Genomic DNA, 24,948 nt, shown 5'->3' with positions numbered 1-24,948 from the left:
CATTGGCAATGCATATTCAAGCAGGCAAGGCTATACAATCCTTAACCATGTAAAACAATTAAACCAGGACGACGGGCGCTTCCCGGAGAGAGGAGCGCACGCCTTGCGGGCGAGCCCGGCCGTCAGCCCCTGAATTCTTGTTATCACCGTTCCCAGAGCCGGATTCCGGTGCCTGCGCGGCGGACGAGCAGTGGGCTGGAGGCGCCGTCCACGGGTTCGATGCGGCCTGGAAGTGTCGCGGACTGGACGCACCGCCAGCCACGGCCGGCGAGCGCGGCGTGCAGCTGGTCGCCGAAGCCGCCGCCGTAGGACGTGAGCAGGTGGGACGCGCGCAGCCGGTCCAGGAGGTCGCGGCTGGCGTCGTCGGACAGGTAGTAGAGCACCTCCGCCAGCAGCACCAGGTCCGCCTCCAGCGCCACGTCCTCCGCGCTGGCCTCCACGATGCGCACGCGCGCGTGGCCGCCCAGCCGCTCGCGCAGGCGCGTGACGAAGCGGGGCTCGGACTCCACGGCCTGGATGTTCGCGTCGGGGAAGAGCGCCAGCAGGTGCTCGGTCATCATCCCCTCGCACGCGCCCACGTCCACCACGCGCCGGGGCGGGACGGCGTGGCGCAGCGTCCCCAGCACCTTCGCGGTGAGGGCGAAGCGCTCGACCTCGTAGGCGGAGCGGGCGAAGCCCCAGGGGTCCGCGAGCTCGGAGAAGATCTCCGGCTTCGTGAGGGACAGGGCGCGCACCACGTCCGCGGCCCGCGCCTCCGTGAAGGCCTCGATGCCGGGCCCGTCGCGCACGGGGTCCGTGCAGGCGCCCGAGCTGGCCCCGTCTGGACGCTCCCGGTAGAGCGTGTTGAGCAGGCCCAGCTTGCGCTGGAAGGCCGCGTCGTCCAGCACCGTCCAGGCCGTGGGCCTGGCGCCCGTGGCGGGCACCCACAGCCGGTCGAAGACGCGGCTGACCCGGAGCGCCACCTCGCGGTGCAGGGGGGCGTCCTCCTGCGGGCTGTGGGTGAAGACGCGGACGTCGCCCCGGGAGCGCTGCTCGCGGCACCACGGCCCCACCTCCGAGGGCGACAGCAGCAGGTGCGTGCTCCGCGCGCCCAGGGCCCGGCCCACCGCCTCCAGCTCCCGGCCCGCGCCTCCGTCCTCCGTCACCACCGCCAGGTCCGCCCCCGGCGCCACCGTGCTGAACAGGCGGACGACGTCCTCCGGGTGGGCCACGACGATGAGCGCCGGGGCCGGGTTGTTCTCTGCCATGTGCCGCACTCCTGTTTGAAAGTGATTGCGTGACGGCCTTCAGCCGTGGGCCGCGCTCCAGTCGGACACGGCCTCCGCCTCCTGCTTCGGGAAGCGGAGCAGCGGCAGCAACTGCTCGCGGATGAGCGGCTCCCAGCCAAGCCGCTCCGACAGCGCCCAGCCCGTCGCCAGCAGCAGGCGGCCCTCGTGCGCGTCGCGCGGAAGCCGGCGCACCACCTCCTCCGCCACGCGCTCCGCGGTGCGCAGCTCCTGCTCCCTCAGCACGGCCGCGGGCAGCGCCTTCCAGGCCTCCACCGTGTGCGCCAGCCCCGCCTCCCGGGCGTCCGCCGCCGCGTCGGAGACGACGAGGTTCGGGTGCGCGGCCTCCGACAGGCCCTGCCGCAGGCACACCTCGCGCAGGGCCCGCCTGGCGCCGCTCACGCCGGAGATGACGCAGATGGCGCCGCAGCCCAGGGCCTCCAGCTGCGCCAGTCCGTAGGACTCATACAGCGACTGCCCCAGGGACACGTCCGTGGCACGGTGCAGGTCGTCCCGCGTGAAGTCCAGGCCCGCGGGCCACGTGGGCTGGTTCACCAGCGCGATGTGCAGGCCCGTGTCCTTCACGTTGAACGCGTCCACCCGCGCCTTCAGGGCGCGCAGGTTGTCGGACGGCTCCGCCTCGTTCCACTCCGTCACCATCACCAGCAGCGCGGGCTTCCGCTCCGGCGGCAGCAGCGTGGCCAGGTGCTCGCACACGTCCACGTCGCGCCAGAGCCCCTTGCAGACCTCGTCCCGCGCGATGTGCGTGAGCAGCAGCCGGAAGCCCTTCCCCCACTGCTTGCGCGCATGGGCCAGCACCCGCGCCCGCGCCGCCTCCTTCGCGTCCCAGCCCGTCTCGATGGGCCGGTGGCCGTGCGGCACCACCGTCACCGGGTGGAGCGCGTAGCGCGCGTCCAGGAACCGCAGCTCGTCCGCCACGGAGGCGCTCACCGCGCCCACGCGGTCGCACAGGTGGCCGTTGCGCAGGATTTGAAAGTTGGGCCAGGTGCCGACGGGGTACACCTCGTCGAGCGTCCGCCCCTGTTCCAGCCCCAGGCGCTGGATGTTGTAGAAGCGCGCGTCGGACGCGCCCTGCCCTGCCTCGCCGTACTCCACCAGCACGCGGGGCGTGCGCACCTCGCCCGCGTAGTACACGGTGCGGCACCAGCCGCGCCCGTCGAGCAGCGCCTTGTACGCGAGCGGCAGCGACAGGTGCTCCTGCGCCAGGATGACCGTCCCCGCCCCCTCCTTCGTCGGGCGCAGCCGCTCCAGCGCGTCGAAGACGGGCTCCGCGAGGACGATGGCCAGCATCGCGTCGTGGTCCAGCGCGGGCGCGTCCATCAGGCCGTGCCGCACCGCCTTGCGGAACAGGCGGTTGACCCAGGGCGCCGCGCCCAGCCGCGTGCCGAAGCGCTGGCGCCACACGCGCGACAACCCCCGCCACGCCGCCGGACGCGCGCCCCGGCAGTCGAACGGGAGGTCCACGCCCAGCAGCGTGTGCAGCCGCGCGAGGAACCGGGGCAGCGTCCCCATCCGCACCCGGTAGCCCCGGAGCACGTCGGTGAGGTCCACGAGCAGCACCTCCACCGGGCCGCCCGGGGCGTCGCGCCGCCCGTAGACGAACGACACGTCGTGCTTCTCCTCCACCGGCCGGAAGACGCGCGTCCACCGCTCCGGGTTGTCCGGGCGCAGGCCGCTGTAGAACACCTCGCCGTGCGCCTCCAGGTCGCGCGCCAGCGACTCCTCCGGCGCGTAGCTCCCCAGCCCGCACGGCCGCACCGTGGGGCTCACCAGCAGCGTGCGCGGGAAGTCCCGCCGGTACTCGGGGGAGGACAGCAGGTGCTCCAGCACCACGCCCATCCCGCCCAGCGTGCGCGTCGCTTCGTAGGAGAGGTGCACCAGCAGGTCCCCCTCCTGCGTCCCGAGCCAGCGGGGCTCCCGCGCGCTCATGGCGCCACCGTCCAGACGCGCTCGCACAGCCCCCGGCCCGCGCCCAGCCTGCGCGCGTGCGCCTCCACCGCGGGCAGCGTCCGGGGCTCGAGCTGGCTTGCGTAGAAGGACAGCCCGCGCAGCTTCGCGGGCCACAGCGCCGTCATGTCCACGCACCGGGGCGACAGCCCGAGCGCCCACGCGTAGTCGACGATCTCGTCCTCCGGGTGGTGCGCGGAGTACGGCAGGTCCTCGTAGTAGACGACGCCCCGCTCGCCGCGCAGCGCCCGCACGGCGTCACGCACCAGCAGGTGGTCCGCGTGGCTGGAGATGCCCAGCGGCACGTAGCAGACCGCGTCCTCGGACACGCTCGCCAGCACCTCGTCCAGCGCCAGCAGCACGCGTGAGGCCAGCGCCGCCCGGGCCTCCTCCGGCTCCGCGGGGCCCCCCGGCGGCGAGCGCAGGCTGGTGTCGCGGAAGCCCAGGTGCACCAGGTCCGCGCCGTGCGCCCGGGCGAAGCGTCGGTCCTCGCCCATCCGCAGCGACGTCACGGCCATGGCCCGCGACGGGTCCACCGGCAGCACGAACTCCCAGCAGCTCTGCGAGAAGACCGTGACGAGCGTGGGCACGATGCCCCGGGGCACGCCCAGCAGGCTCGCGTACGCCCCCAGCGCCACGTCGTCCGGATGCGGGGAGAAGAAGACGTGCTCCGGCCCCTCGTTCCCTCGGCTGCGCGCGCGCTCAGCCACGGGCGCCTCCCGCGGCGAGCCGCGGCGCGGGCCACGCGTCCAGCGGCAGGTCGTGCAGGTCGCCCTCGGGCGTCACGAAGCCCAGGATGACCACGCGCTCGCCGTCGTTGTGCACCGTGTGCCGGAACGCCCGCACCGGCGCGTCCAGCTCGCGCGTCAGCCCTTCGGAGAAGCGGCCGGAGGTGATGAGCCAGTGCCCTTCGTCATTGGGCATGAGGCGCGGCGTGTTCCCGTCCAGCCACACCAGCCCCGGCCGCGACTCCCCCAGGTTGAAGGTGAAGAAGCTCTTGTCCGAGTGCGGCTCCGACGCGTGCGCCACCACCTCCCGCCTGCGCCGCGCCGTGCTGGGCGCGTGGTACTTCACGAACCGCACCGCCCCTTCCGTGCGGCGGCGGAACAGCCGCGTGAGCCCCCCGGGGCGCAGGCCATAGCCCAGCTCCAGCGCCTCCAGCAGCGCGATGCCCACGGCGTGGCAGGCGTCGTACGCGTCCTCCGACGCCTCCAGCAGCTCCCGCACCGGCTCCGGCACCACGCGGCGGCGGAAGCCCGTCCACGTCGCGGGCTTGGCCATGAACGCCTCGATGGGTTGCCGCACCACCGCCGACTCCGGGTACCAGGTGGCGTTGTAGCCCGTCTGGAACACCGTGGCCGCGGGCAGCAGCGCGTGCAGGTACGGGTGCGCCAGCAGGGCGTGCTGGAAGGTCGCCTCGTAGCGCTCGAACAGCCCCGCCAGGGTGTGCCGCTCCAGGAAGGCGGCGGGACGCTCCAGGTAGAAGAAGCCGCGCTCCGACAGGTGGGTGATCAGCCGCCGCGCGAAGGACTCCCGCTGGCGCGGCGTCCCGGACACGAAGTCCTCCAGCCGCAGCGGCCGGATGTCCGTGAAGCGCTGGGGCTGTCTGCGCACGAGTCCATCCCGCGCGGAGGTGAAGGGTCTGGGAGGCAGGGACGGGGCCGGTGTCCGGGGCGCGGTGGCGGGCATGGGATGTCGGGTCGTCATGGGTGGGATTCAGGCTGGAACGTGTCGCAGGTTACGGGTGGCGTCTGACATGCGTGGATCCGCGCGGACCCGCCCCGGGTCCAATTCCTCTCAAACCCAGTCACCTCCCAGGTCACCCGGCACGCACGCGCCGTCCCTCACGCCCACGGGCGCCAGGAGCCGCGGACGCGGGCCATCCGTCCACCCGGGAACACCCACTTTTCACTCGGAAGAACGACCTGCGCGGGTGGGTCTGGAAAGCACCTCCGGGAGCGCTGTTTTCGCCGGGTTGTACGGGTGGGAACAGCCATTGCGACGCGGGGGCCGGTGCCTTGACGGGGGCCCCCGCGCTCGCGCTCCAATCCCTGTCATGCCTCCGAATGCGAGACGTCTGCTCATCGCCGCCCTGATGGCTGGCACCTGCGCCTGTGCGCGCCACCCGGTCGCGCGGGACGGCGATGCCCTGGCGCTCCTGCGGGTGGAGGCCGTGCGCCCGGCGATGCCGGTGGGGCGCGCGGCGCGGGTGGAGGGGGCGGCGGCGACGGGGCTGCGCCTGGACGTGATGCCGGATGGCGCCCGCGTCTTCGTGGACGGCCGCGCGATGGGGCTCGCGCGCCAGCTGGGGGCGCTGCTTCCGCTGGCCCCCGGCGTCCACCAGGTGAGCGTCCGCCTGGAGGGCCACGCCACGTGGCGGGCGGAGGTGATGGTGGGCGACCGGCCCGAGCCCATCCAGGTGACGTTGACCGCTTCGCCGTGAAGCGAAGCGGGCCGCGGACGTGAAGCGCACCGCCATATTCGTGGGGGGAGGACCGGCGTGAAGCTGCCAAAGAGGAAGGGCCGGCTGTTCCGGTTGCCGTTCGCGGACGCGCCGGAGTCCCGCGCGCGGCTGTGGAAGAGCATGACGGAGCACGGCCTGTTCGTTCCGGAGGACACGCCGCAGCCCATCGGGACGGAGTTCCCGCTGCAGGTGGCCTTCCTGGGGGACGGGCCCGCCGTCTCCGGCCGCGTGCGGGTGATGGAGCACGGCGTGTCCGGCTGGGCGCGCGGCTACTTCGTCAAGTTCGTCGCGCTGGACGCGGGCAGCCTTCCGCTCCCCCTGAGCCCGCGCGAGCCGCCCGCGCCCTCGACGGAGGGGACGACCGCCGCGAGCGCGCCCGGCGGCGCCGCCGGGGGGAGCGAGCACGCCTGGCGCGAGGAGCCGACGCCAGTGGGCATCCGGCCCCGCTCCACGGTCAGCGGCACGTCCGCGCTGAATGACTATTCGCACGTGGAGCTGCTGCACGCGCGAGACCCGGAGGCGTGGCAGGGCGGGCTGCGACCGTTCGACGCGTTCGGGCCGTACCAGCTGCTGCAGCGGCTGGGCGCGGGCGGCATGGCGGAGGTCCTCCTCGCGCGGCACACGATGGCGGAGGGCGTGGACAAGCTGGTGGCGCTCAAGCTGGTGTTCCAGGAGTACGCGCGGCACCCGCGCCTGTCGGAGCTGTTCCTCACCGAGGCGCGGCTGAGCGCCACGCTCCAGCACCCCAACGTCATCCAGGTGTTCGACGTGGGCAGCGCCGCGGGCCGGCCCTTCATGGCCATGGAGTACGTGCACGGCCGCAACGGCGCGGACCTGGTGCAGGAGCTGCGGCGACGGGGCCGGCCTCCGCCGGTGGCGCTCGCGGTGACGCTGGCCCTGGAGCTGGGCAAGGCGCTGGAGTACCTGCACGGGCAGCGCGACCTGGATGGACGTCCGCTTCACCTGGTGCACCGGGACGTGAGCCCGGGCAACCTCCTCGTCGGGCTGCACGGCGAGGTGAAGCTGGTGGACATGGGGGTGGCGTCCGCCAGCATCGCCAGCGGGAATGACCTGCTGGTGGTGGGCAAGCGCGCGTACATGGCGCCGGAGCAGGCCGCCGGCGGACGCCCGGAGCCCGCGTGGGACGTCCACGGCATGGGGCTGGTCCTCTACGAGCTGCTCACGCTGCACCGGGCCTCGGAGGTCTCCACCGGCACGGAGGGGCCGCCGGTGCTGAAGCCGTCCCTCTTCAATCCCCAGGTGACGCCGGAGCTGGAGCGGCTGGTGCAGTGGGCCACCGCGCCGGAGCCGTCCGCCCGGGCGCCCAGCGCGAAGGTGCTGCGGCAGGCGCTGGAGCGCGTGCGGAGCACCCTGCCCGCCTTCGACCTGGTGCAGACGATGCGCGAGCTGTTCGGCGAATCGCTGGACCGGTCCCAGCGCGAGACGGAGGCGCTGATGGGGGCCGCGCGGGGTAAGGACCGGCCGCATGCGTTCCCGAGCTACCGCCGGTGGCGCTTCGCCGTGGAGCAGCGCATCCCGGTGGCCGCGAGGCTGGCGGTCGCGCGGCATGGACGGGCCCTGCGGTGGGGCGCGCTGGCGGTCACCGTCCTCTGCGCGACGGGCGCGGCGTTGACGTGGCCGCGGCATGCCGGGGAGGTGGAGGTGGCCGGGCATCTGTCTCGCGCGGATCGGCTCATCGCGGTGGCGAAGCTGACGGGCGCGGGCGAGGACACGGCGCTGGCGCACCTCCAGGCCGCGCGGGCGCTGCGGCCCGAGGACCCGCGCGTGCGCACGCGGCTGGCGGCCCTGGCGGATGCGTTCGAGCGGATGGCGGCGGAGGCCACGCAGCGCGGGGACGCGACGGAGGCGATGGCGCACCTGCGCGCCGCGCTGGAGGCGGCACCGGAGCGGAGCGCGCCGCGCATCCGGCTGCGGTTCCTGGAGGAGGAGCTGCGCAAGGCCCCCTCGGGTTGGAGGGTGCGATGAACACAGCCCGTCCGCGTGGAAGCGCGGTGGCGCGAGCGATCCACCGGGCGTCGGGGTTCCGTAGGGCTGTCATGGGTGAACTCGGGGTTCCGCGCAGGGGCATCGCGGGGTGGGTCGTGCTCCTGCTGGTCGCGGGCTGCGCACGGACCGCGGAGGACGACGGCGCTTCCGAGACCGTGTCGCGGGAGCTGTCCGCCATCGTGGCCACCTGCGCCGTGGCGCGCGGCCCCGTCGAGACGATGCGCACGGCGAATGCGTACTGGGAGCCGTTCGAAGCGGGGGCCACCTTCCGCTCCGGTGACTGGGTGCGCACCGGGCCGGGCGCCTCCACGCGCATCGAGCTTCGCGGCGGCGGACGCATCGAACTGGAGGAGCGCACCGTGGTGATGGTCGATCGCCCCGCGCCTCCCACGGGGGGTGGCTCGGTGGTGGCGCTGGAGTCGGGGACCGCCCGGGGACTGCTACCCGAGGACGCGCTGCCGGATGGCCCGCTCGTGCTGCGCGGTGACAACGGGCGGCAGGTGGCGCTCACGGTGGAGGAGCACGCAGGCCCCACGGAGTTCCGCGTCACCCGCACCGCGCGCGGCATGCACCTCAGCGTCTCCCGGGGACGGCTGCTGTTGTCCGAGGGCGCGCACCGCCGCACGCTCGCGGCCGGATACTGGCTGGATGTCGCGCGCGGCCTGGAGGACGCCGAGCATGACGGCCCGCCCTTCCCCACCAGCCTCTCCCCGGGCGTGGACGCGCGCATCGCGTGGAGCCCGGGGCTGCGCATCCCGCTGAGCTGGGGGCCGCTGGACGGAGCGCGGAGCTACCAGGTGCAGGTGGCGCGCGACCTGGGCTTCACCCGGCGCATCGTGGACACGCAGGTCGAGGGCCTGGACTTCACGTTCCTCCCGCCGGAGCCCGGCATGTTCGTCTGGCGCGTGGCCGCGCTGGACGCGGAGGGACGGCCGGGCGAGTCCGGCTTCGCCCGGCGCATCTTCGTGGAGCGCAAGCCGCCCCGCGGCCTGCTCGTCACGCCGCGGGATGGCTACGAGGCTCCGGACGCCCTCGCCGCCGAGGACCTGGTCTTCGCGTGGCAGTCCATCGGCGGTGAGCCGCGCTACCGGCTGGTGGTCGCGCGCGACCGGGAGCTGCGACAACCGGTGCTCGTGCGGGAGGGCGGCCTGCAACAGGTGGTGCTGCCCGGCCTGGCCCCTGGGGAGTACTACTGGGGCGTGTACGTGGCGGAGGAGCCGCCCGTGCCGCTGTTCCAGAAGGCCAGGAGGCTGGTGGTGACCGGACCGCCCGTGGAACGCTGAGCCCTGAAACTTCCCGCTCGACGCGCTTTCCCAGACGGCTGACGCGTCATGCGCCTCCGCTGACATGTCACAGGGCGACGACGACGACGTGCCGTCACATGTCCAGGTGCGCGTCTCGCCCCGACAGCCCAGGCGCATGACAGCGGCATGTCGATTGCTGTCTCACTCCGCACCTGTTCCAGGAGAATGCATGCGCTTCATGAGCGGAGTCGTCGTCGCGGTCGGTCTTCTCGGGTGCGGTGGTCCGGAGGCCGATCAGCCTTCCTTCGAGACCGTTGGGCACACGGACCAGGAGATCGTGGGAGGCATCGAGGCCCGGCCGAACTCCATCCCCTGGATTGTCAGTCTGCAGCAGTACGGCAGCCATTTCTGCGGGGGCAGCCTGGTGCGAGTGAGCGACAAGGAGGAGAGCGACATCGTCCTCACCGCTGCCCATTGCGTCCATGACGGTTTCTCCAATGTCACGGCGGTCGCCGGGGCGCATGACCTGAACCACCCCACGTCCACGCAAGTGAGCGCCCGGGTGACGGGGGCCGTCCACCACCCCCAGTACAATCCGGTCACGACGCTGAACGACATCGCCGTCCTCAAGCTCGACAAGCCCATCAAGTTCGACACGAGTGTCGCCAGGGCTTGCGGCCAGTCCTCGGGCATGCGCCCCAACCTGGCCCCTCAGCTCGCGGGCGGCAACACGCGCGTCCCTGTCTGCCTCCCAGCCTCCGGGGAGCGCGTTGCTGAAAACACGGTGGCGACGGTCGCGGGCTGGGGTCTGACACGGGAGGGGGGCCCAGACACGTCCAGCATCCTGCTGCAGGTCGGAGTCCCCGTCCTCCGGCATCAGGACGTCGCCAGCAGCTACAGGACACAAGGAATCGTCATCGACGAGAGTGCCATGCTCGGGGCTGGGTATCTTCAGGGGGGCAAGGACGCATGCCAGGGCGACAGCGGCGGGCCGCTCGTCGTCAAAGGCTCCCAAGGCTACGTACTCCAGGGCATCGTGAGCTTCGGGGTGGGCTGTGCGCGGGCAGGGCTGCCCGGCATCTACACGCGGGTCTCCCATTACATCCCGTGGATCCACACGCAGATTCGAAGCCTCAGCGCCGTCAGGTAGGACGCGCAGGGCCTTCCTCATTGACCGCGGACATCAGCGCGCGGCGAGGGCCGCCTTCGCCCACTCGTGGCGGCGGGAGGCTGACCTGGCCTTTATGATGGCCACCGTGTCACGGGCCGTCCGCTACAAGGCGCCTGTCCCCCTCCGTCCCGGGTGAATGCATGTTCGTCGCTCTTGGAGTCCTTGCTGGCGCCGCCGTGCTCGTGCCCACCGCGCGCTGGTGGTTGATGCACCGGGTGGGCACGCCCCGCGCGAGCGAGCCCTTCGACGGACACGTCTACCGGGTGGGCAAGGCCGTCATCGCGGAACGGCGCTGCGAGCAGCCCCGCGCCACGGTCATCGTCATGCACGGCTTCGTGGCCGACATGCGCTACTTCACGCACCACTACCGCGAACCCGACCTCCAGCTCATCCTGCTGACGAGCTGCGACTACCACCTGCCCATCACCGGCCACCGCGAGGAGCCCGCGCCCTGGGCGAAGGTGCCAGCCGAGGAGGAGGGCACCATCGCCCATGATGCCGCCGTGCTGGTGCAGGCCCTGGAGCACCTGCCCCGGACGGACGTCATCCGCGTCCACGGACATTCGCGCGGAGGCGCCGTCGTCCTGGAGGCCGCGAAGTCGCGGCCGGACCTGTTCGAACGGGTGGAGGTGGTGCTGGAGGCGCCCGTGCTCCCGCAGGCCCGTCCCTACCGGAGCCTGACGCCGTCGCAGCTCTGGCTGCTGCCGTTCCTCATCCCGCTGTGGCGGCTCGCGCCGATTGCCCGGCACAACCGGGGCGCGTGGGGGCCGCTGGAGAATGCTCGCAAGCGCGAGCTGATCATGGCCTTCCCGTTCAACCCGAAGCGGGTGGCGACGATGATGGCCAACCTGCGGGACATCGACGCCTGGAGTCAATCGCGCGATGCGTCCTTGTTCGGCAACGTGCGGCGCGGCACGGTGCTCGTGCCGGGGAAGGACCGGGTGCTGGAGTCCGCCTCCATGCGGGAGAGCGCCGTGCGCGCGAAGCCGGGGCTCACCGTGGTGGAGCTGGACGGGTGCAGCCACTTCGTCCTGTGGGACCGTCCCGATGCGCTGCCCGTGCTGGCTCGCGACCCGGAACAGTCCGCTGGCAACGGGTGAGCCCGCGCTACGCGCTCTTGCGCCGCCGCATCATCGCTTCGTACGAACGGCCCACGCCCTGGGAGAGGATGAGCAGCTCGCCCACGTCCGGCGGGGTGAACTGCTCCGCTCCGTTGTCCACGTAGAGCAGGTGCACCACCTTGCCGCGCACCAGCAGCGGCAGGATGACCGCGGTCGTGGGGAATCCGCCGCCGAGCAGCCGGTAGAACATGCCCATCGCCGCGTCGCGCTTCACCGGACCGACGTAGTGGGAGCGCAGGTCGCGCACGAGGCGGAAGGTGCTCTGGTCGCGCAGCGGCACGCCGATGCGGCGGACCCCTTCGTCGTTCACGCCCTGCCCCATGCCGTGCCAGCCAGTGACGAGGTTGCCCTGCACGGACAGCAGCAGGCACCGGCGCCACTTGCCCATCGCGAAGCGGAGCACCGTGCGCGCCACGTCCTCGCGGTCCGAGCTGCGCGCCAGCTCCGCCTGCGCCTCCGGGAACGTGAGCGGCGTCGGAGGAGGAGCCGCTGGCTTCGCTGGCACGGGAGGGCTCGCGACAGCACCTGGCGGCATCGCGCCCGCGACGCTGGCCTGGGTCGCCACCTGCGCGGGCACACCGGCCCCCGCCTGGGCCGCGACGTGCGAGGGCACGCCAGCACCGCCACGCGCCTGCGCGGGGACACCCTGCGCACCGGGCTGTCCCACGAGGTGCGCGGGCACTCCCGCCTGGGCCGCGACGTGCGCGGGCACTCCCTGCGCACCGGGCTGTCCCGCGAGGTGCGCGGGCACTCCCGCCTGGGCCGCGAGATGTGTGGGCACTCCCTGTGCTCCGGGCTGACTCGCGACGTGCGCGGGCGCTCCCGATTGGGCCGCGACGTGCGCGGGCACTCCTTGCGCTCCGGGCTGCGCCGCGACGTGCGCGGGCAGTCCCTGCGCCCCTGCGCCCTGCCCCACGGAGCTCGCGGCGCGGGCCGCCTGCGCGGGCACTCCGGGCGCCGGCACGGGCGGGGCCATGTGCGCGGGGATGTCCACTCGCGGCGCTCCGGGCCTCTGGGCCGCGGGGGGCACGGGCGCTCCGGGACGCGACTGCGCCGGCACCGCGGGACGGACCTGGGGCGGCGCGGCGACGGGCGCCTCCATCACCTCCTCGCCGGTGATGATGAGCTCCCCCTCCAGCACGTCCGCTTCCGCATCCGATCCGCCGCGCAGCGCCTGCGCGTAGACGGACTGGAACTCCTCCTCGCTCATCAGGTCCGGCGGCCGCTCCGCCGCCTTCGCCAGCTCCGCCGCCGCGCCCTTCGCGGGCCTCGGCCGCACCGCTTCCATGTCGATGGCCCGCAGCTGCCGGAACGCCTTCGCGTGCCGCCGCAGCAGCTGGTTCATCCGGAACTCGGGGATGACCACCGGCACCACGCGCTTGCCCGTCTTGAACGCGATGGCATCCAACGTCGGGAAGTCGTGCGGGTTCACCACCGCGACGCTCAGCCGCGTCGCGTCCGCCCGCATGGGCAGGAACTCCTTGTCGTCCGCCTCGTTCGGGTGCACCAGCGCCACGGCCTTCGGGTCGGGCACCATCTCCCCGGACGCGTAGGCGCAGTTGTGCAGCTTGCCCAGCGCCTTGGCCAGGTCCGGCTCGGACAGCAGCCCCAGCTCCACCAGGTTCGTCCCCAGCCGGCCGCCGTGGACCACCTGCGACTCCAGCGCCTCCTCCACCGCCGCCGCCGACACCAGGCCGTCCTTCACGAGCAGTTCACCCAGGCGCATGGGCCCGCTTGTAGCCATGCCCCGTCACCCTCCGCAAGCACCCGGCCGGGCACGCACTCCTAGTCGTCCGGATGGTGGCTAAGCCCCACCCGGTTGCCCTCCGGGTCCCGCACGTAGAGCGTCCAACGCGTCTCGTGCTCCAGCGGCACCCCCGCGCGGGCCAAGGTCTCCACCACCCCACCCCGTGCCTCGCGGGGAATCCGGAACACCAACATCAACAGCCCCGGCGCCGGATGGCGGAACGGCACCTCCTCCGGCATCCCGTCCACCGCCTCGATGGCCAGGAAGGCGCCCCCGGGGACGCCTACCCAGACGCTCCGCAGGGTGCCGTCCTCGCGCAGGTGGCGCTTGAGTTCCGGAAAGCCCAGCAGGTCGCGATAGAACGCGGTCACGCGCTCCACGTCCTTCGCTTGAATCGCCACGTGGTGGAAGCCCTGAACGTCCTTCATGGGGTTGATGGTAGGGTCTGGCCGCCCATGGCGCGACTGCTCATCGTGGAGGACAACCAGGAACTCGCCTCCCTCATCGCCACGGTCGCGCAGACCCGGGGCCATGAGGCGCTCACCGTCTTCACCGGCGAGTCCGCGCTGGAGGCCCTGGGCCCCACCACCCGCTTCGACGCCGCGCTGGTGGACCTGCTGCTGCCGGACATCCGCGGCAGCGAGGTGCTGGGCGCGCTGCGTGCCCACGCCATCCCCGCCATCGCCGTCAGCGGCGTCTACAAGGGCGACCGCTTCGCCCAGGAGGCCATCAAGGTCCATGGCGCGTGCGCCTTCTTCGAGAAGCCCTTCGAGCTGGACGCCGTGCTCGACGCGCTGGAGGAGGCCGCCGGCGTGCCGCCCGTGACGCACGGGGAGCTGCTCGACGAGGTGGACCTGCTCGTCCTGGAGGAGCTGGTCCAGGAGACGCCCTCGCAGGAGGAGCCCGCGCTCGAGTCCGTCGACGCCGCGGCCGGGTCTCCCGAGCCGTCCGAACCCTCCGAGCCCGCGCTCCCGGAGGAGGCCCTGCCCCTGCCCTTCGCCCAGCGCGGCGCCGTGTGGACGGAGGCCGCGCCCGCCCCCGCGCGCCAGCGCCGCCAGCTGCCGGAGTGGTCGCTCGGCGGTGACCTGGCGCACACGTCGGTGCCGCGCCTGCTCAACGCCTATTACGAGGCCCGTCACCACGGCGAGCTGAAGCTGCGCCAGGGCACGGTGCTCAAGGTGGTCTACTTCGAGGCGGGCCGCGTCGTGTACGCCGCCTCCAACCTGGCCCCGGAGCGCTTCGGCCGCTTCTGCCTGCGCAAGGGCGCGCTCACCGAAGCCCAGCTCGCGGAGGCCGCGGGCTACGCGCGTGAGCACTCGCTGCGCACCGGCGACGCGCTGCTCAAGCGCGGCCTCCTGAGCCCCAAGCAGCGCCGGCAGCTGCTGGAGGAGCAGGTGAAGGACATCCTCTGGTCCACCTTCGCATGGACGGAGGGCGGCTACGGCTTCAGCCCCATGCGGCCGCAGCGCGCGGACCTGGTGCCGCTGTCGCTGTTCCCCGGGGACCTCATCCTGGAGGGCGTCGCGCGCACGCAGACGCTGGTGGCGCTGCGCCAGCGCATGGCGCCCGGACGCCGGCTGTTCCCCGCGGCGGATCCGCCCTACGGCCTGCACGAGCTGAAGCTGGACGGGCCGCAGGCGATGCTGCTCGCGTTCGCGGACGGCACGAAGACGGTGGAGGACCTGCTGGCCCTCACCGACCTGTCGGAGCGCGAGGCCCTGGCCACGCTGCGCGGCCTGGAGCTGTCCGGCGTGCTGGAGGAGCGGCAGGAGACGCCCAACCGCCGCCAGCGCATCAGCTTCGGGCTCTGACGCCGCGCCTGCGCCGCGCGGCCCACGCCAGCGCGCCCAGCCCGAAGGCCGTCACCCCCGAGCCCCCGCCGGAGCACCCGCAGCCCGACGTGGAGTCCGGCGGCGCCTCCGCCCGCGACACGACGACCTCGCGCAGCGTCGCGGTCCCCGAGTACGTCGGCGCCGTCAAGAGCGCCGGCCGCACCACGTACGTGAGCGTCGCGGTGGCGCCCGCGGGCAGCGGCACCCGCTCCACCTCGAAGTGCTGCTCCGTCACCTCCACGGGCGTCACCGGCTGGCCGTTCAGCGTCACGCTCCGGGGCAGCACCTGCGCGCCGGTGACGGTCTCCGCGTAGCGGATGGAGCTCACGTCGCAGGCGGTGTCGTTGCGCAGCGTCACCGTGACGCCGAACTGGCCGGAGTCGGTGCCCACGCCCGTCGTCTCCGTGCGCCGCTCCACCGTCACGAAGGGCCGGGCGCCGATGCGCACCGCGTGCGTCCGCGTCTTCGCCTCGCGGGTGCCCTCGCCCGTGGCCGTCACGTCCAGGGTGACGTGCTCGCCCACCAGGGACTCCAGCTGCGTGTCCACCGTGGCCAGCGTCACCGAGTCCCCTTGCGAGACGAGCGGCTCCAGCTCGGGGCTCGGGCCGGGCGTCCACGTCAGGTCCACCGCGGTGCACGCCCCTTCCGGAATCGTCTGGCGCAGCGTGCCCCGGGCGCCCTTGCCGCAGGTGGCGACGAGCTCGCCGTCCAGCTCGCCCAGCTCCACCTGGCGCGCGCCCCGCGGGAAGGGTGTGAGCACCTCCGGCGTCTTGACGGAGCCCTCCGCCACCGCCTCCTGCACGCGCGTGCGCACGGTGTAGCTGGCGCTGCCGCACGTGGGGGGCAGGTCCAGCTCGAAGGTGCCCGCTGCCCACGGGTACGTCCGCGTGTCGAACACGCGGCTCGGGTCGGACGGGTCCTCCAGCGTCACCACCGTGGAGAGGGCGCGCATGCCCGTGCAGTTGACCGGCGGGTTCGTCGTCACGCGGCCGCGCACCTTGCGCTCCTCCGGCGGTTCCAACGTCACCTCCGCCCGCACCGCGTCCACCGGCACCCACCGCGGCTTCACCGCGACGTCCACGTCGGACGGGGGGCCGTCGAGGACGTAGCCGTCCACGGTGATGCGGTTGAAGGCACGCAGCTTCAGCTGGAGCGTGTCCACGCACGTCGCCGAGGCGAGCAGCACGGCGCTGCCCTCCAGCGGTTCCGAGCCCACCGGGCGCCGGGTGTTCCCCAGCAGGGCCAGCACCGACACGCCCGAGGGATTCTCCAGGACGGACCAGAACGTCGACACCGGCGGCAGTCCCGGCGTCGCCGGTGTCCCCGGAGCCGCCGCGCACAGGTGGGTCGCCTGGGGCCCCAGGGCCGCGCCGGAGTAGACCTCGCGCGTGCCGCTGGTGAACGGCGCGTCGGGCGGTCCCCAGGGGTGGAGCTGCACCGGGACCGTCGCCGGCAGGGAGCTCAGCTCGCCGTCGTACGCGCGCACCTCGTAGGTGTAGGAGGTCGTGCCCTCCTTGCAGCGGTCCGTCCGGGTGGAGGGCGGCGTGAGCGTGGCCACGCCCACGGCGTCCTCGGTGAGCACCGGCGCCCGGGCGGGCGTCGTCCAGGCGTACTTGACGGGCTCGCAGCCGGTGCCCCGCGTGGGGGTGAGGGTGCCCGGAGGCCCGCCCATGAAGAAGGCGCCGCCGTCCACCGCCAGGGTGGCCCCCAGGGGCGCGCCGGGCGCGACGGTGTGGCGCATCTCCAGGGCAATGGCCTTCGGCGTGTCGTGCGCGCGCAGGCCGTCGGAGGCCACCAGGTCCAGGTAGGACGTCTGGCTCGCGCAGATGCCCGGAGGCGCGGTGAGCTTCAGCTTGAGACCGCTGTCCTCGCGCGAGTCGAGCGGCTCCTGGACCACGTTGAGCGGGCTGCCCGGCGCGCGCACCGTGCCCGACAGCCGCACGGCGTCCCCGTCAGCGTCGCGCAGCTTCAGCTGCACGTCCTGCGTCGTGCCCTCGTCCACGCGGAGGCTGGCCGGCAGCTCGTTCACGCTGGGCGCGTTCGCGTTCACGTAGATGAGGACGTTCTGGGCGGGCCCGTTGAGGATGGCGACGCAGTAGGACGCGTCCGCGCAGGCCAGCCGCACCGCGGACTGGGTGATGCCCGTGGGCAGGTCCGTGTTCTGCCGCCAGAGCGTGCCCGGCAGGGCCGGCGGCGTCACCGGCTCCGCGCTGAACGCCGTCACCTTGCCGTCCGACTGCTTGAGCAGCAGCAGCCCGAAGCCCGTCCCCGCGCTGGAGCCGCCCGCCACGTCGAACGCGAGCGCGTCCACCGCGCCGGGGGCCAGCGGGATGGGCTCGAACGGGTTGGCGGAGGTGCCCAGCGTCCCGCGGAACAGGCCCGTGTCGTTGCCGAAGAACGCGAGCGGCTTGTCCGGCGTCGCGCCCGGCAGCAGCGCCACGCCGTGCGCCGAGTTCGGCGGAGTGATGCCGGAGGCCACGTACGACACCGACGTCGTGCCCCGGTACCAGAGGAAGTTCGCCTTGGACGCGGACACGGAGAACAGCGCCTGCGCCAGGCCATCCGCCTGCGGGGGCAGGACCGCGAGCTGCGGCTGGGCGCTCATGCCCGGCTGCGGGTTGTCCAGGGGGCCCCACTCGGCCGTGCCGCCGTCGGACGGGACGAGCGAGGAGCGGAACTGCGGGGTCATCAGGGGCAGCTCCGCGGCGACGGCGTAGCCCACGCCCCCGTCCGCGGTGACGCGCACGGCGCGCACCTCGTAGTCGTTGCCGTCGTCGGGGAACAGGCGCTTGCCGTCGTCCGCCGGAGAGCAGCCGCCCAGGCTCCGGAGCGTGCCGTCCGTGCGGATGCCCACCACGCAGTCGGGGGCTCGCAGGAAGCTGCCCGCCATGCCCTCGTTCAGGGTCGTCACGCCGCCGTCGCGCGACACGTACAGCTGCGTGTCGGTGGCCACGGCGAAGAAGCCGGGCCGGAAGACGGTCACGTCCTTCGGGATGCCCGTCTGGGTCTGGATGTTCCTCCACTCCGCGCGAGCCACGCCCGCGCACAATCCCAGCCCCAGGATGATCCGCCAGACTCGCACGTTCGACGTCCCTCTGCCCGGCGACTACCAGGCCACTTCCGCCCGGAGATAGAGGCGATCCGGAGCATCCTCCGGTTTGGCCTCCAGACCCAAGCCGCTGAAGCCCAGGACGGTGTACCCCAGGGCCACCCGCAGGCGCTCGTCCAGCCGGTAAGCCACTTCCGGCCGCAGCGCGCTCAGGCCCTGGCCATCCGCCGCGGACGTGCGCCGGGCGGCCTCCACCGCGACCTCCAGTCCGCCCAGCACCCGCACCGCGGGCCGCAGCGTGCCCGTCCACACCCAGCGCGAGGACGGCCCCAGGCTGGAGCGCCCGACGTGCAGGCCGGACGCCACGGAGAGCCGCTCGCCCAGCCGCACCGCCGGCATCAGCGACACCGTCTGGAGCACCCGGTCCCCGAAGACGAAGCGGGCGCCGGGGGACAGCTCGCGCGTGAGGCCGTAGCGGGCCACCACCAGCCAGGGGCCCGGCCGCCAGGCGAGCGCCGCGAACCCTTCCGCGAACCGGGCCTCCAGGCCGTCCCGGCCCGCGGTGTGCGCGAAATCCAGCCGTCCGGAGGCCGTCACGTCCTTCATCAACTGGGCCTCCGCGGCCAACGCCAGCACCACCTGGGTGCGGTCCACCGGGCCGGAGGTGCCGCGCGCGGGGGTGCCTTCCTCGTGGCGCAGTTCCGCGCGCACGTCCGCGCGGAAGCGCTCGCGCAGCCACTGCGCGGACACGCTGGCAACGTCGCGTGTGAGGTCGCTGGCGATGTCCAGCGGGTGGCGCACGCCGCGCTCGTAGCGGGCGCCCGCGCTGAAGCCGCTCTGGCCCGCCGCCCACTGGAAGCCCACCGCGCGGGCCCGCCGCACCGCCATGGCGTCGTGCGCGCTCACGTCCTCCACGAACACGGTGGTGCCGTCCCCCACATCCGTGCGCGCGCCCGTCACCGCGCGGCCCGCGCCGAAGTCCGGCCCGTCCACGTCCACGGAGTAGCCGCCGTAGTACGTCTCCTGGCCGCGCCGCACGCGTGCATCCAGCCAGGCCTGCGGGCCCAGCTCGGGGCCCCAGCCGCCCTTCACACCGACGGTGGCGTCGTCGTCCAGCGCCACGGCCACGCCCGCGGAGGTGAAGGTGTCGTCCATGCTGCCAGGGCCAGCGCCGCGCTCGTGCAGCCGCTGCCGGTGGCCCGCGGACACGGTGAGGCGGGGGGACAGCACGTAGTGGCCCGCCACGCCCAGGGACGTGCGGCCGCCCTCCTGCGCGTCGCCCTCCCCGGGCACGTCCGTGGCGCGCAGCCAGCTGTCGCGCAGCTCCACGCGCGCGCCCCAGTCGCCGCGCTCGTAGCCCACGGCGGCGCCCAGCGTGCGGGCGCCGAAGGGCGTGTCCTCGAAGGGCAGGCGCGGATCCGCCGAGCGGCGCTCGTCGCCCAGGAGCGTGAGCGCCACCGGGCCCACGGGCTGCGTGACGCGCAGGGACAGCTGCCGGAAGCGGGCGACGTCCAGGTGCGCGCCGTCGGAGAAGCCCCGGGAGCGCTCGCGCCACGCGGCGTCCACGGAGCCGCCATATGCGGGGCCCAGGACGCCGGGGCCGCTCAGGCGCAGGCCCACCGCGCCGCCGTGGTCGTCCTGCGTGCCCACCGGGCGGAGGAAGCTCAGACCGCCGTCGGCCGACACGCCGAGCGCGCCCGGCGCCAGCGCGAGGCCCCGGCTGCTGGCGGCCTCGGCGAGGAGCGAGTAGCCGCCCAGCTTCGTCTGTCCCCGCCCGGACAAGAGCTGGAAGGGAGCCCCCAGCCTGCGCTCACGCACGGCGGACAGGCCGACGGTGGAGTCGCGCCATTGCGCCCAGGCCTCGCCACCCACGGAGTCGCGCGGATCGCCGGGGTGCAGCACGGCGTAGTCCACGACGAGCACCGGCTCCGGCGCCTGGGTGAGCGCGTCCGTGCGCAGGAGCGGCGCGCCGGCGAGGAACGACAGCGGGCGCGCGAGCAGGATGCGGCCCGCGAGGTAGTCGATGTCGTAGTCGCGGCCCCGGATGAGATGCTGTTCGCCCAGGGGCAGGCCGGTGACGCCGTCGCGCACCTCCACGCGCACCAACTCGGAGCCCTCCGCCACGGTGCCGCCCCCGAGGTAGTAGAGGCTGCCGCCGGTGGCCCCCAGCTCCTCGTGCGCGGGCGTCGCGGCCAATCCGCGCGTGGGGTCCAGCAGCCCTCCGGCGAACACGTCCAGGCCCACGCGCACGGGGCCCAGCTGTTCGCGCAGCTCCGCGTAGGGGCCGAAGAGGGGGCGGTGGTAGCGGCCCACCTCGCGGTCCTGCAGCAGCGCGCGGTAGGTGCCGAAGCCCGCGCGGCCGTGCTGCTCGTGCCGGGCCTCCAGGCGCAGGCGCCCTTCGGCGGGGTTGGGCGTGAGGGACACGGAGGCATCGCCCCACTCCGCCGGCACGAGGTCGGGGTCGGGCCAGCGGTCGAAGCGTTCGGGCAGCCGGGGGCGCAGCCAGTCCGCGAGCGGCGCGTCGTGCAGTTGGCGCAGGTCGGTGTCGCTCAGGTCCAGCTCGCCCACTACCTGGACGGGCCCCAGCTGGGCTTCGCCGTGAAGGGCGCCCCGGCCCCGCAGCCGGAAGCCGCCGCCGGCCGGCGCGATGCTGGCCTCCACGTCGAGCAGGCCCACGGCGAAGGCCTGGGTCCGCGCTTCGACGGACACCGTCACGGTGCTCGGGGCCTGCGCGGGGGGAGCCAGCGTGAGGGGGACGGTGTTTCGGCCCGGCACCAGCCGCACGGGCAGGCGGACCTCGCCGTCGGGGCCCGCTCGGAGGCTCGCGTCGGGAGACGTCACCTGGGTGCCGGGAGGCACCTCCAGGGGCAGGAACGTGTCTCCCGCGGGCAGGGGCGCGTCGGCGGAGAGCCCGCGCACGGCGCCCAGGCGCTGCCGCTCGCGAGGGATGACGAGCCAGCCGTGCTCGCCGCGTCGCACCACGTCGAAGGACTGCTGCGTGAACACCACCTCGCCGCCCGGCGAGGTGGTGGTGATGGCGAGGGCGTTGCCTCCCGGCTGGAGCGGCACCGTCGCAAGCCACGCGCCGGACTCCTCCACGGTCGCGTCCACGTCGCCCGCGCGGACCCGGTCGCCGGGGGAGGCCTGTCCGGTGATGACGAAGCGCAGGCCTCCGTTGGCGACGCGGGCCTCGGGGGGACGGACGGGGGCGGTGGTGGCGGGCGCGGCGGGGCGCGCGGGCGGAGGACGCACGGCGAAGTCCTGGAGGACGGCGGCGCCCCAGGGCACCTCCACGGTCGCGGTCCGGGGGACCACCTGGCTGGACGGCGGCAGGCTGCGCGGATCCACCTTCAGCGCATGGCGTCCCGGGCGCAGGTGCGGGCCGTCGGTCAGGTCCGGCACGCGCGAGTCCACGCCGGTGAGGTGGTAGCGGCCGAAGGCATCGGTGCGCACCTCGCGGCCGGTGGCCAGCACCAGCCGCACGTCCGCGAGCCCGGGCTCGTCGAGGCCGCAGAGGCCATCGCCGTCCACGTCCACGCAGACGCGCCCCGCGATGGTCGACGCCTGCGCGGGCAGGTCCGACGACAGCGCCTGCGCGGACGCCACGGACGACAGCAGGACCCAAACCAGGGCGGCGCAGTGGCCAGCCGCCATCCGCCAGGCCCGTGCCGAGCTCGGCATCCGGCGTGACTTGTCTTCGAGTTCCGGCTGAGCCCCGCGTGTCACTTGAATGGGCCCGCGCATGCCGGTGGACATGGGCACGGACAGGCACGCCGATGCTCCTGCCCGGGCATCGCGTTTCGCCATCCCGGGCACGCGCAAGCCCGTGAGCGCTTCCTGGCACGGAAGCGGCCCGGTTCGGACATCACCTGTCCCGGGCGCGACCCCTCCGGTGGATCCAGCCGGCTCGCCGCACGAAGGCGCCTCCTCCCGGCCGCTCACGGTCGCGAGCACCTCGCCATGCGCCGGGCGCGGAGACGTCAAGGCCGCACCTCTTCCACCGCCGTCACGCCGGTGCGCACGTCCGCCACGGACACGCTCACGGGGCCTCGCGCGCCGCGCACGGTGAAGCGCGTGAGCCCGTCCTGCACCGACTCGTCACCCCGTTCGCCTTCGGACAGCGCGACGTGCACCGGCCGGTCCTTCAGCACCTGGCCGCTCGCATCCTCCACCCAGCACGACACCCGCGCCCCCTCCACGCGCACCCGCACGTTGACTGGCAGCGGCGGCGCCACCTGCACCTGCCGCACCACGGGCGCGGGCACCAGCGGCACGGACTCCGGGAACACCGGCCCTTGCGGCCCCAGCACGTGCACCGTGACGTCGAGCCCTGGCCACACGCCGTGCGACACGCGCACCCTGCCGGGCACCACCGCGCCCACGTCCACCGTCCCGTCGTCCCCCGTCACCTTCTCCGCGCCGTTCACCCGGAGCGGCTGCCGGGGGACCGGCCACCCCGCCAGGTCCACCACGCCCGCGACGAGCGCCTGGTCCCGCCGCCACACCGCGAGCCGCGCGGGCTCCGTGCCAGTTGGGCCGTAGGCGCGCACCGTCACCTGCGCGCTTTGCCCCCAACGCTCCTGCGGCGCGGTCCAGGGAACCGTGAACGTCCCCGGTGGGGACTCCACCGCCGGGCCCGCCGTTCCCAGGGGCGACGACAGCGCCACCTTCGCATCCGCGCGGGGCTGCCCGGCCGCATCGCGCGCTGTCACCACCACGCGCGCCGTCGTTCCCGCGTGCACCAGCGGCTCGGGCAGCGACACCGTCACGTCGCGCACCGCGCCCTGCACCAGCTGCATCGGCAGCGACTCGCGCGAGCCGGGGCCCCGCTGCGGCCACGCCGCTTCGATGCGCTCATCCTCCGCGAGCGTGCGAGGCGCCGTGTAGCGCCACTCCAGCATGCCGTTCGTGTCGCGCTGGGGCCCTTCCAGCCGGCCGTACTTCGCCTTCACCGTGACGCGCGCGTCCGCAACTGGAAGCCCCTTCGGATCACTGGTCGCGCACAAGAGCCGGGCCTGGGACACGCCGTCCGCGGGCAGCCGCTGCGGGTTGAGCACGCACGCCAGCCCATCCGTGGGCGGCAGCTGGAGGTCGATGGCGAGCCGCTCCACGTGGCCCGAATCGTCCTTCACCTCGCCCCGCGCCAGCGAGTAGCCGGGGGGCACCACCAGCGGCAGCACGAAGCGTCCGTCCGCGTCCACCGGCACGGGCCCGAAGCGCTTGCCGGCCACCTCCAGCGACACCTGACCGCCGGGTTCGCTCCGGCCGGGCAGGTCCACCGACGTCGCCAGCGGCACCAGCAGCCGGCCATACGCGCCATGCACCGACTGCGGATGCGGCCACGCGGACAGCGCCACCAGGATGGCCGCCTCGGGCAGGCGCGTCAGGGGCAGCACGTAGCGAGCGGTGTACGTGCCCGGCCCCGTGTGCTGGAGGTCCTTCACCTGCCCGGTGCTCGCGCGCAGCACCGGCGGCGCGCCGCTGTCGTCCGGCGTCCCATCCGGGCGCAGTCGCCGCACGGTGAGCGTCGCCTCCGTGTCGCGCCCCTTCACGGGCAGCGCGGGCTCCAGCGACAGCGCCATGTGGCTCGCGGGCGGCCCCACGTCATAGCGGGCCTGGGCCTCCTCGCCGTCGCCCTTCACGCGCACCACCACCTCGCGCGACAGGGCCTTCGGCACCACGACCCAGGTGCGCAGCGGCGGAGCGTCCGGTCCGGGCTTGAGCTCCGCGCCCTCCGCCGTCACCGATGACGGGGTGAACGCCACCGGCTGGCCCCCCGCGTCCCGGCGCACCACCGCGACCGTGAAGCCCTCCGGAGGCACGGGCACGTCCGGGCCGAGCAGCTCCAGCGAAGCCGCCCAGACCGGGGCACAGATCAACACCAGCGCGGAGAGCAGGAGACGTTCCAGGGCCACCCGACTCTACAAGGCCCTCCGCCGGGACTGCACCACTTTGCTGCCACCGGCCACGGGAAGGGGCCGCCCGTCGGCCCCGGGGAAGGCTCCACCCTCCCGCCCCACCCAGCAGGTGGGCCCGTCCCAGGAGGACCCACGGGCCCGTCTGGTGGATCAGGGCGAGGGGGCGCCAACGCTCTCGTTGAAGATGCGGGAATCGACCTCGATCGTCCCCGGCTTCTTCTTCTTCGGCGGCGGCGGTTCGACCAGGGTCAGCTCGCGCTGCGCGTCCTCGCGCGCGCCACCCACCCCCACGGCGCTCACCTGGACCTTGTTGTTGCCGTTCTTGAGCGCGACGTTGACCGTGAAGTTCCCTTCCTCGTCCGTCGGCACGCTGACGCCATCCACGGTCACCCGGCTGCCCGGCTCCGTGCGCCCGGCCACCGCGACCTCGGGCTTGCGCTGCGTCTTGCCCGCGGGCCACTCCATCTTCAGGAACACGGTGCTGGGGATGGGGGACGGCTCGGTAGGGCCCAGGCCAGGACGGACGATGGACCGCTGGCCGGCGCGGACGATGACGTACTTGCCCTCCTTGCCCGTCAGCTTCACGTCACCCTCGCGGGTGCCCACGCTCACGGTGCCCTTGCCGTTGTTGGTCATGGTGAAGGTACCCTGGGAGGTGCTGGCCTCCGCGTCGCCGCCCTTCGCCTTCAGGACGAAGGTGTGGCGGACGTTGGGGCGGCCCCGCACGGTGGCGGTGGCCAGACCGCTGCCCAGGAGCACCTTCGACAGTTCGTCCGACAGCTCCTCCACGGAGATCTCCGTGTCGGCCTCCATGCGCAGCTCCACGGACTCGCCGTTGAGCACCACCGCCCAGGACCCGCGGCCGGTGCGCACCACGTCCGTGGGCCGCAGCGGCATGTCCTTCCGGGCAGGCTCCCACTGCCCCTGGCCGTGCTTCACCTCCACGGTGCCCTCGAAGGAGCTCAGCACCAGCTCCACGGCCTTCTTCGCCTCCGCGGCCGTGACGGCGGCGCGGGGCGGCGGGGGCGGCGGCAGCGGAGCGGGCGTCTCTCGCAGGAAGAGGAACCAGCCCACCGGCAGCGCGGCCAGGATGAGCACGAGCCCGACGAGGAACGGCACCTGTCGCCTGCGAGATGGGGGAGCGGCCATGCGAAGCCCCTAG

The 24,948-nt window shown here is 73.8% G+C and carries 16 protein-coding genes; 6 read left to right on the top strand and 10 right to left on the bottom strand.

Going from position 1 to position 24,948, the window contains the following annotated elements:
• Positions 1–143: 143 nt before the first annotated feature.
• The 4 genes from AABA78_RS27440 to AABA78_RS27425 are packed head-to-tail and all read right to left on the bottom strand — an operon-like array spanning position 144 to position 4,940.
• Positions 144–1,247 (bottom strand): methyltransferase domain-containing protein, encoded by a 1,104-nt coding sequence (locus AABA78_RS27440; RefSeq protein ID WP_338267341.1) that lies wholly within the window; start codon positions 1,245–1,247, stop codon positions 144–146.
• 39 nt (positions 1,248–1,286) lie between these two features.
• On the bottom strand, positions 1,287–3,215 hold the full coding sequence (locus AABA78_RS27435) for a glycosyltransferase (protein WP_338267339.1): 1,929 nt from the start codon (positions 3,213–3,215) through the stop codon (positions 1,287–1,289).
• Positions 3,212–3,943, bottom strand: a complete 732-nt coding sequence (locus AABA78_RS27430) for a PIG-L deacetylase family protein (RefSeq protein WP_338267337.1) — start codon at positions 3,941–3,943, stop codon at positions 3,212–3,214. Before AABA78_RS27430 ends, AABA78_RS27435 begins: the two co-directional genes overlap by 4 nt.
• The gene (locus AABA78_RS27425; RefSeq protein WP_338267335.1) at positions 3,936–4,940 is read right to left on the bottom strand and encodes an isopenicillin N synthase family oxygenase; all 1,005 of its coding nucleotides are present in this window, start codon (positions 4,938–4,940) and stop codon (positions 3,936–3,938) included. Before AABA78_RS27425 ends, AABA78_RS27430 begins: the two co-directional genes overlap by 8 nt.
• A gap of 349 nt (positions 4,941–5,289) precedes the next feature.
• Between AABA78_RS27425 and AABA78_RS27420 the strand changes: the two genes are divergently transcribed.
• The 5 genes from AABA78_RS27420 to AABA78_RS27400 all read left to right on the top strand — a co-directional run bounded on the left by AABA78_RS27420 (position 5,290) and on the right by AABA78_RS27400 (position 11,219).
• Complete coding sequence (locus AABA78_RS27420; RefSeq protein WP_338267334.1) at positions 5,290–5,676, top strand: PEGA domain-containing protein; 387 nt, start codon at positions 5,290–5,292, stop codon at positions 5,674–5,676.
• Positions 5,677–5,733: 57 nt separating this feature from the next.
• Positions 5,734–7,683 (top strand): serine/threonine-protein kinase, encoded by a 1,950-nt coding sequence (locus AABA78_RS27415; protein ID WP_338267332.1) that lies wholly within the window; start codon positions 5,734–5,736, stop codon positions 7,681–7,683.
• A 71-nt stretch (positions 7,684–7,754) separates the two neighbouring features.
• Positions 7,755–8,987 carry a hypothetical protein gene (locus tag AABA78_RS27410; RefSeq protein ID WP_338267330.1) on the top strand — a complete coding sequence of 411 codons (1,233 nt, stop codon included), beginning with the start codon at positions 7,755–7,757 and terminating at the stop codon, positions 8,985–8,987.
• A gap of 190 nt (positions 8,988–9,177) precedes the next feature.
• Complete coding sequence (locus AABA78_RS27405; protein WP_338267328.1) at positions 9,178–10,098, top strand: serine protease; 921 nt, start codon at positions 9,178–9,180, stop codon at positions 10,096–10,098.
• Positions 10,099–10,259: 161 nt separating this feature from the next.
• A complete protein-coding gene (locus AABA78_RS27400) occupies positions 10,260–11,219 on the top strand; it encodes an alpha/beta fold hydrolase (RefSeq protein WP_338267326.1) in 960 nt (319 codons plus the stop codon).
• A 7-nt stretch (positions 11,220–11,226) separates the two neighbouring features.
• On the opposite strand, the gene AABA78_RS27395 is transcribed toward AABA78_RS27400, so the two are convergent.
• Together AABA78_RS27395 and AABA78_RS27390 are read right to left on the bottom strand one after the other, a co-directional pair.
• Positions 11,227–12,966 carry a GspE/PulE/PilB domain-containing protein gene (locus AABA78_RS27395; RefSeq protein ID WP_338267324.1) on the bottom strand — a complete coding sequence of 580 codons (1,740 nt, stop codon included), beginning with the start codon at positions 12,964–12,966 and terminating at the stop codon, positions 11,227–11,229.
• Positions 12,967–13,025: 59 nt separating this feature from the next.
• Complete coding sequence (locus AABA78_RS27390) at positions 13,026–13,415, bottom strand: VOC family protein (RefSeq protein WP_338267321.1); 390 nt, start codon at positions 13,413–13,415, stop codon at positions 13,026–13,028.
• Between the two features lie 27 nt (positions 13,416–13,442).
• On the opposite strand from AABA78_RS27390, the gene AABA78_RS27385 reads away from it, so the two are divergent.
• On the top strand, positions 13,443–14,798 hold the full coding sequence (locus tag AABA78_RS27385; RefSeq protein WP_338267319.1) for a DUF4388 domain-containing protein: 1,356 nt from the start codon (positions 13,443–13,445) through the stop codon (positions 14,796–14,798).
• Here AABA78_RS27385 and AABA78_RS27380 read toward each other — a convergent pair.
• From AABA78_RS27380 to AABA78_RS27365, 4 genes are all read right to left on the bottom strand, one after another.
• On the bottom strand, positions 14,782–17,901 hold the full coding sequence (locus AABA78_RS27380; RefSeq protein WP_338267317.1) for a hypothetical protein: 3,120 nt from the start codon (positions 17,899–17,901) through the stop codon (positions 14,782–14,784). The two genes, AABA78_RS27385 and AABA78_RS27380, sit on opposite strands and share 17 nt — an antisense overlap.
• 24 nt (positions 17,902–17,925) lie before the next feature.
• A complete protein-coding gene (locus AABA78_RS27375) occupies positions 17,926–21,549 on the bottom strand; it encodes a flagellar motor protein (RefSeq protein ID WP_338267315.1) in 3,624 nt (1,207 codons plus the stop codon).
• Between the two features lie 299 nt (positions 21,550–21,848).
• Positions 21,849–23,753, bottom strand: a complete 1,905-nt coding sequence (locus tag AABA78_RS27370; protein WP_338268032.1) for an Ig-like domain-containing protein — start codon at positions 23,751–23,753, stop codon at positions 21,849–21,851.
• A 183-nt stretch (positions 23,754–23,936) separates the two neighbouring features.
• Positions 23,937–24,935 carry a FecR family protein gene (locus AABA78_RS27365; RefSeq protein WP_338267312.1) on the bottom strand — a complete coding sequence of 333 codons (999 nt, stop codon included), beginning with the start codon at positions 24,933–24,935 and terminating at the stop codon, positions 23,937–23,939.
• Positions 24,936–24,948 lie beyond the last annotated feature (13 nt).

This window comes from Corallococcus caeni (genome assembly GCF_036245865.1).
GTDB lineage: Bacteria > Myxococcota > Myxococcia > Myxococcales > Myxococcaceae > Corallococcus > Corallococcus caeni.
This window is presented reverse-complemented; position numbering and strand designations above follow the sequence as displayed.

What these genes read in the sequence shown, in the direction of transcription:
- AABA78_RS27420 (WP_338267334.1), top strand. Translation starts at nt 5,290, where the DNA reads ATGCCTCCGAATGCGAGACGTCTGCTCATCGCCGCCCTGATGGCTGGC.
- AABA78_RS27435 (WP_338267339.1), bottom strand. Translation starts at nt 3,215, where the DNA reads ATGAGCGCGCGGGAGCCCCGCTGGCTCGGGACGCAGGAGGGGGACCTG.
- AABA78_RS27440 (WP_338267341.1), bottom strand. Translation starts at nt 1,247, where the DNA reads ATGGCAGAGAACAACCCGGCCCCGGCGCTCATCGTCGTGGCCCACCCG.
- AABA78_RS27375 (WP_338267315.1), bottom strand. Translation starts at nt 21,549, where the DNA reads ATGCCGAGCTCGGCACGGGCCTGGCGGATGGCGGCTGGCCACTGCGCC.
- AABA78_RS27425 (WP_338267335.1), bottom strand. Translation starts at nt 4,940, where the DNA reads ATGACGACCCGACATCCCATGCCCGCCACCGCGCCCCGGACACCGGCC.
- AABA78_RS27365 (WP_338267312.1), bottom strand. Translation starts at nt 24,935, where the DNA reads ATGGCCGCTCCCCCATCTCGCAGGCGACAGGTGCCGTTCCTCGTCGGG.
- AABA78_RS27395 (WP_338267324.1), bottom strand. Translation starts at nt 12,966, where the DNA reads ATGCGCCTGGGTGAACTGCTCGTGAAGGACGGCCTGGTGTCGGCGGCG.
- AABA78_RS27390 (WP_338267321.1), bottom strand. Translation starts at nt 13,415, where the DNA reads ATGAAGGACGTTCAGGGCTTCCACCACGTGGCGATTCAAGCGAAGGAC.
- AABA78_RS27385 (WP_338267319.1), top strand. Translation starts at nt 13,443, where the DNA reads ATGGCGCGACTGCTCATCGTGGAGGACAACCAGGAACTCGCCTCCCTC.
- AABA78_RS27400 (WP_338267326.1), top strand. Translation starts at nt 10,260, where the DNA reads ATGTTCGTCGCTCTTGGAGTCCTTGCTGGCGCCGCCGTGCTCGTGCCC.
- AABA78_RS27405 (WP_338267328.1), top strand. Translation starts at nt 9,178, where the DNA reads ATGCGCTTCATGAGCGGAGTCGTCGTCGCGGTCGGTCTTCTCGGGTGC.
- AABA78_RS27410 (WP_338267330.1), top strand. Translation starts at nt 7,755, where the DNA reads ATGGGTGAACTCGGGGTTCCGCGCAGGGGCATCGCGGGGTGGGTCGTG.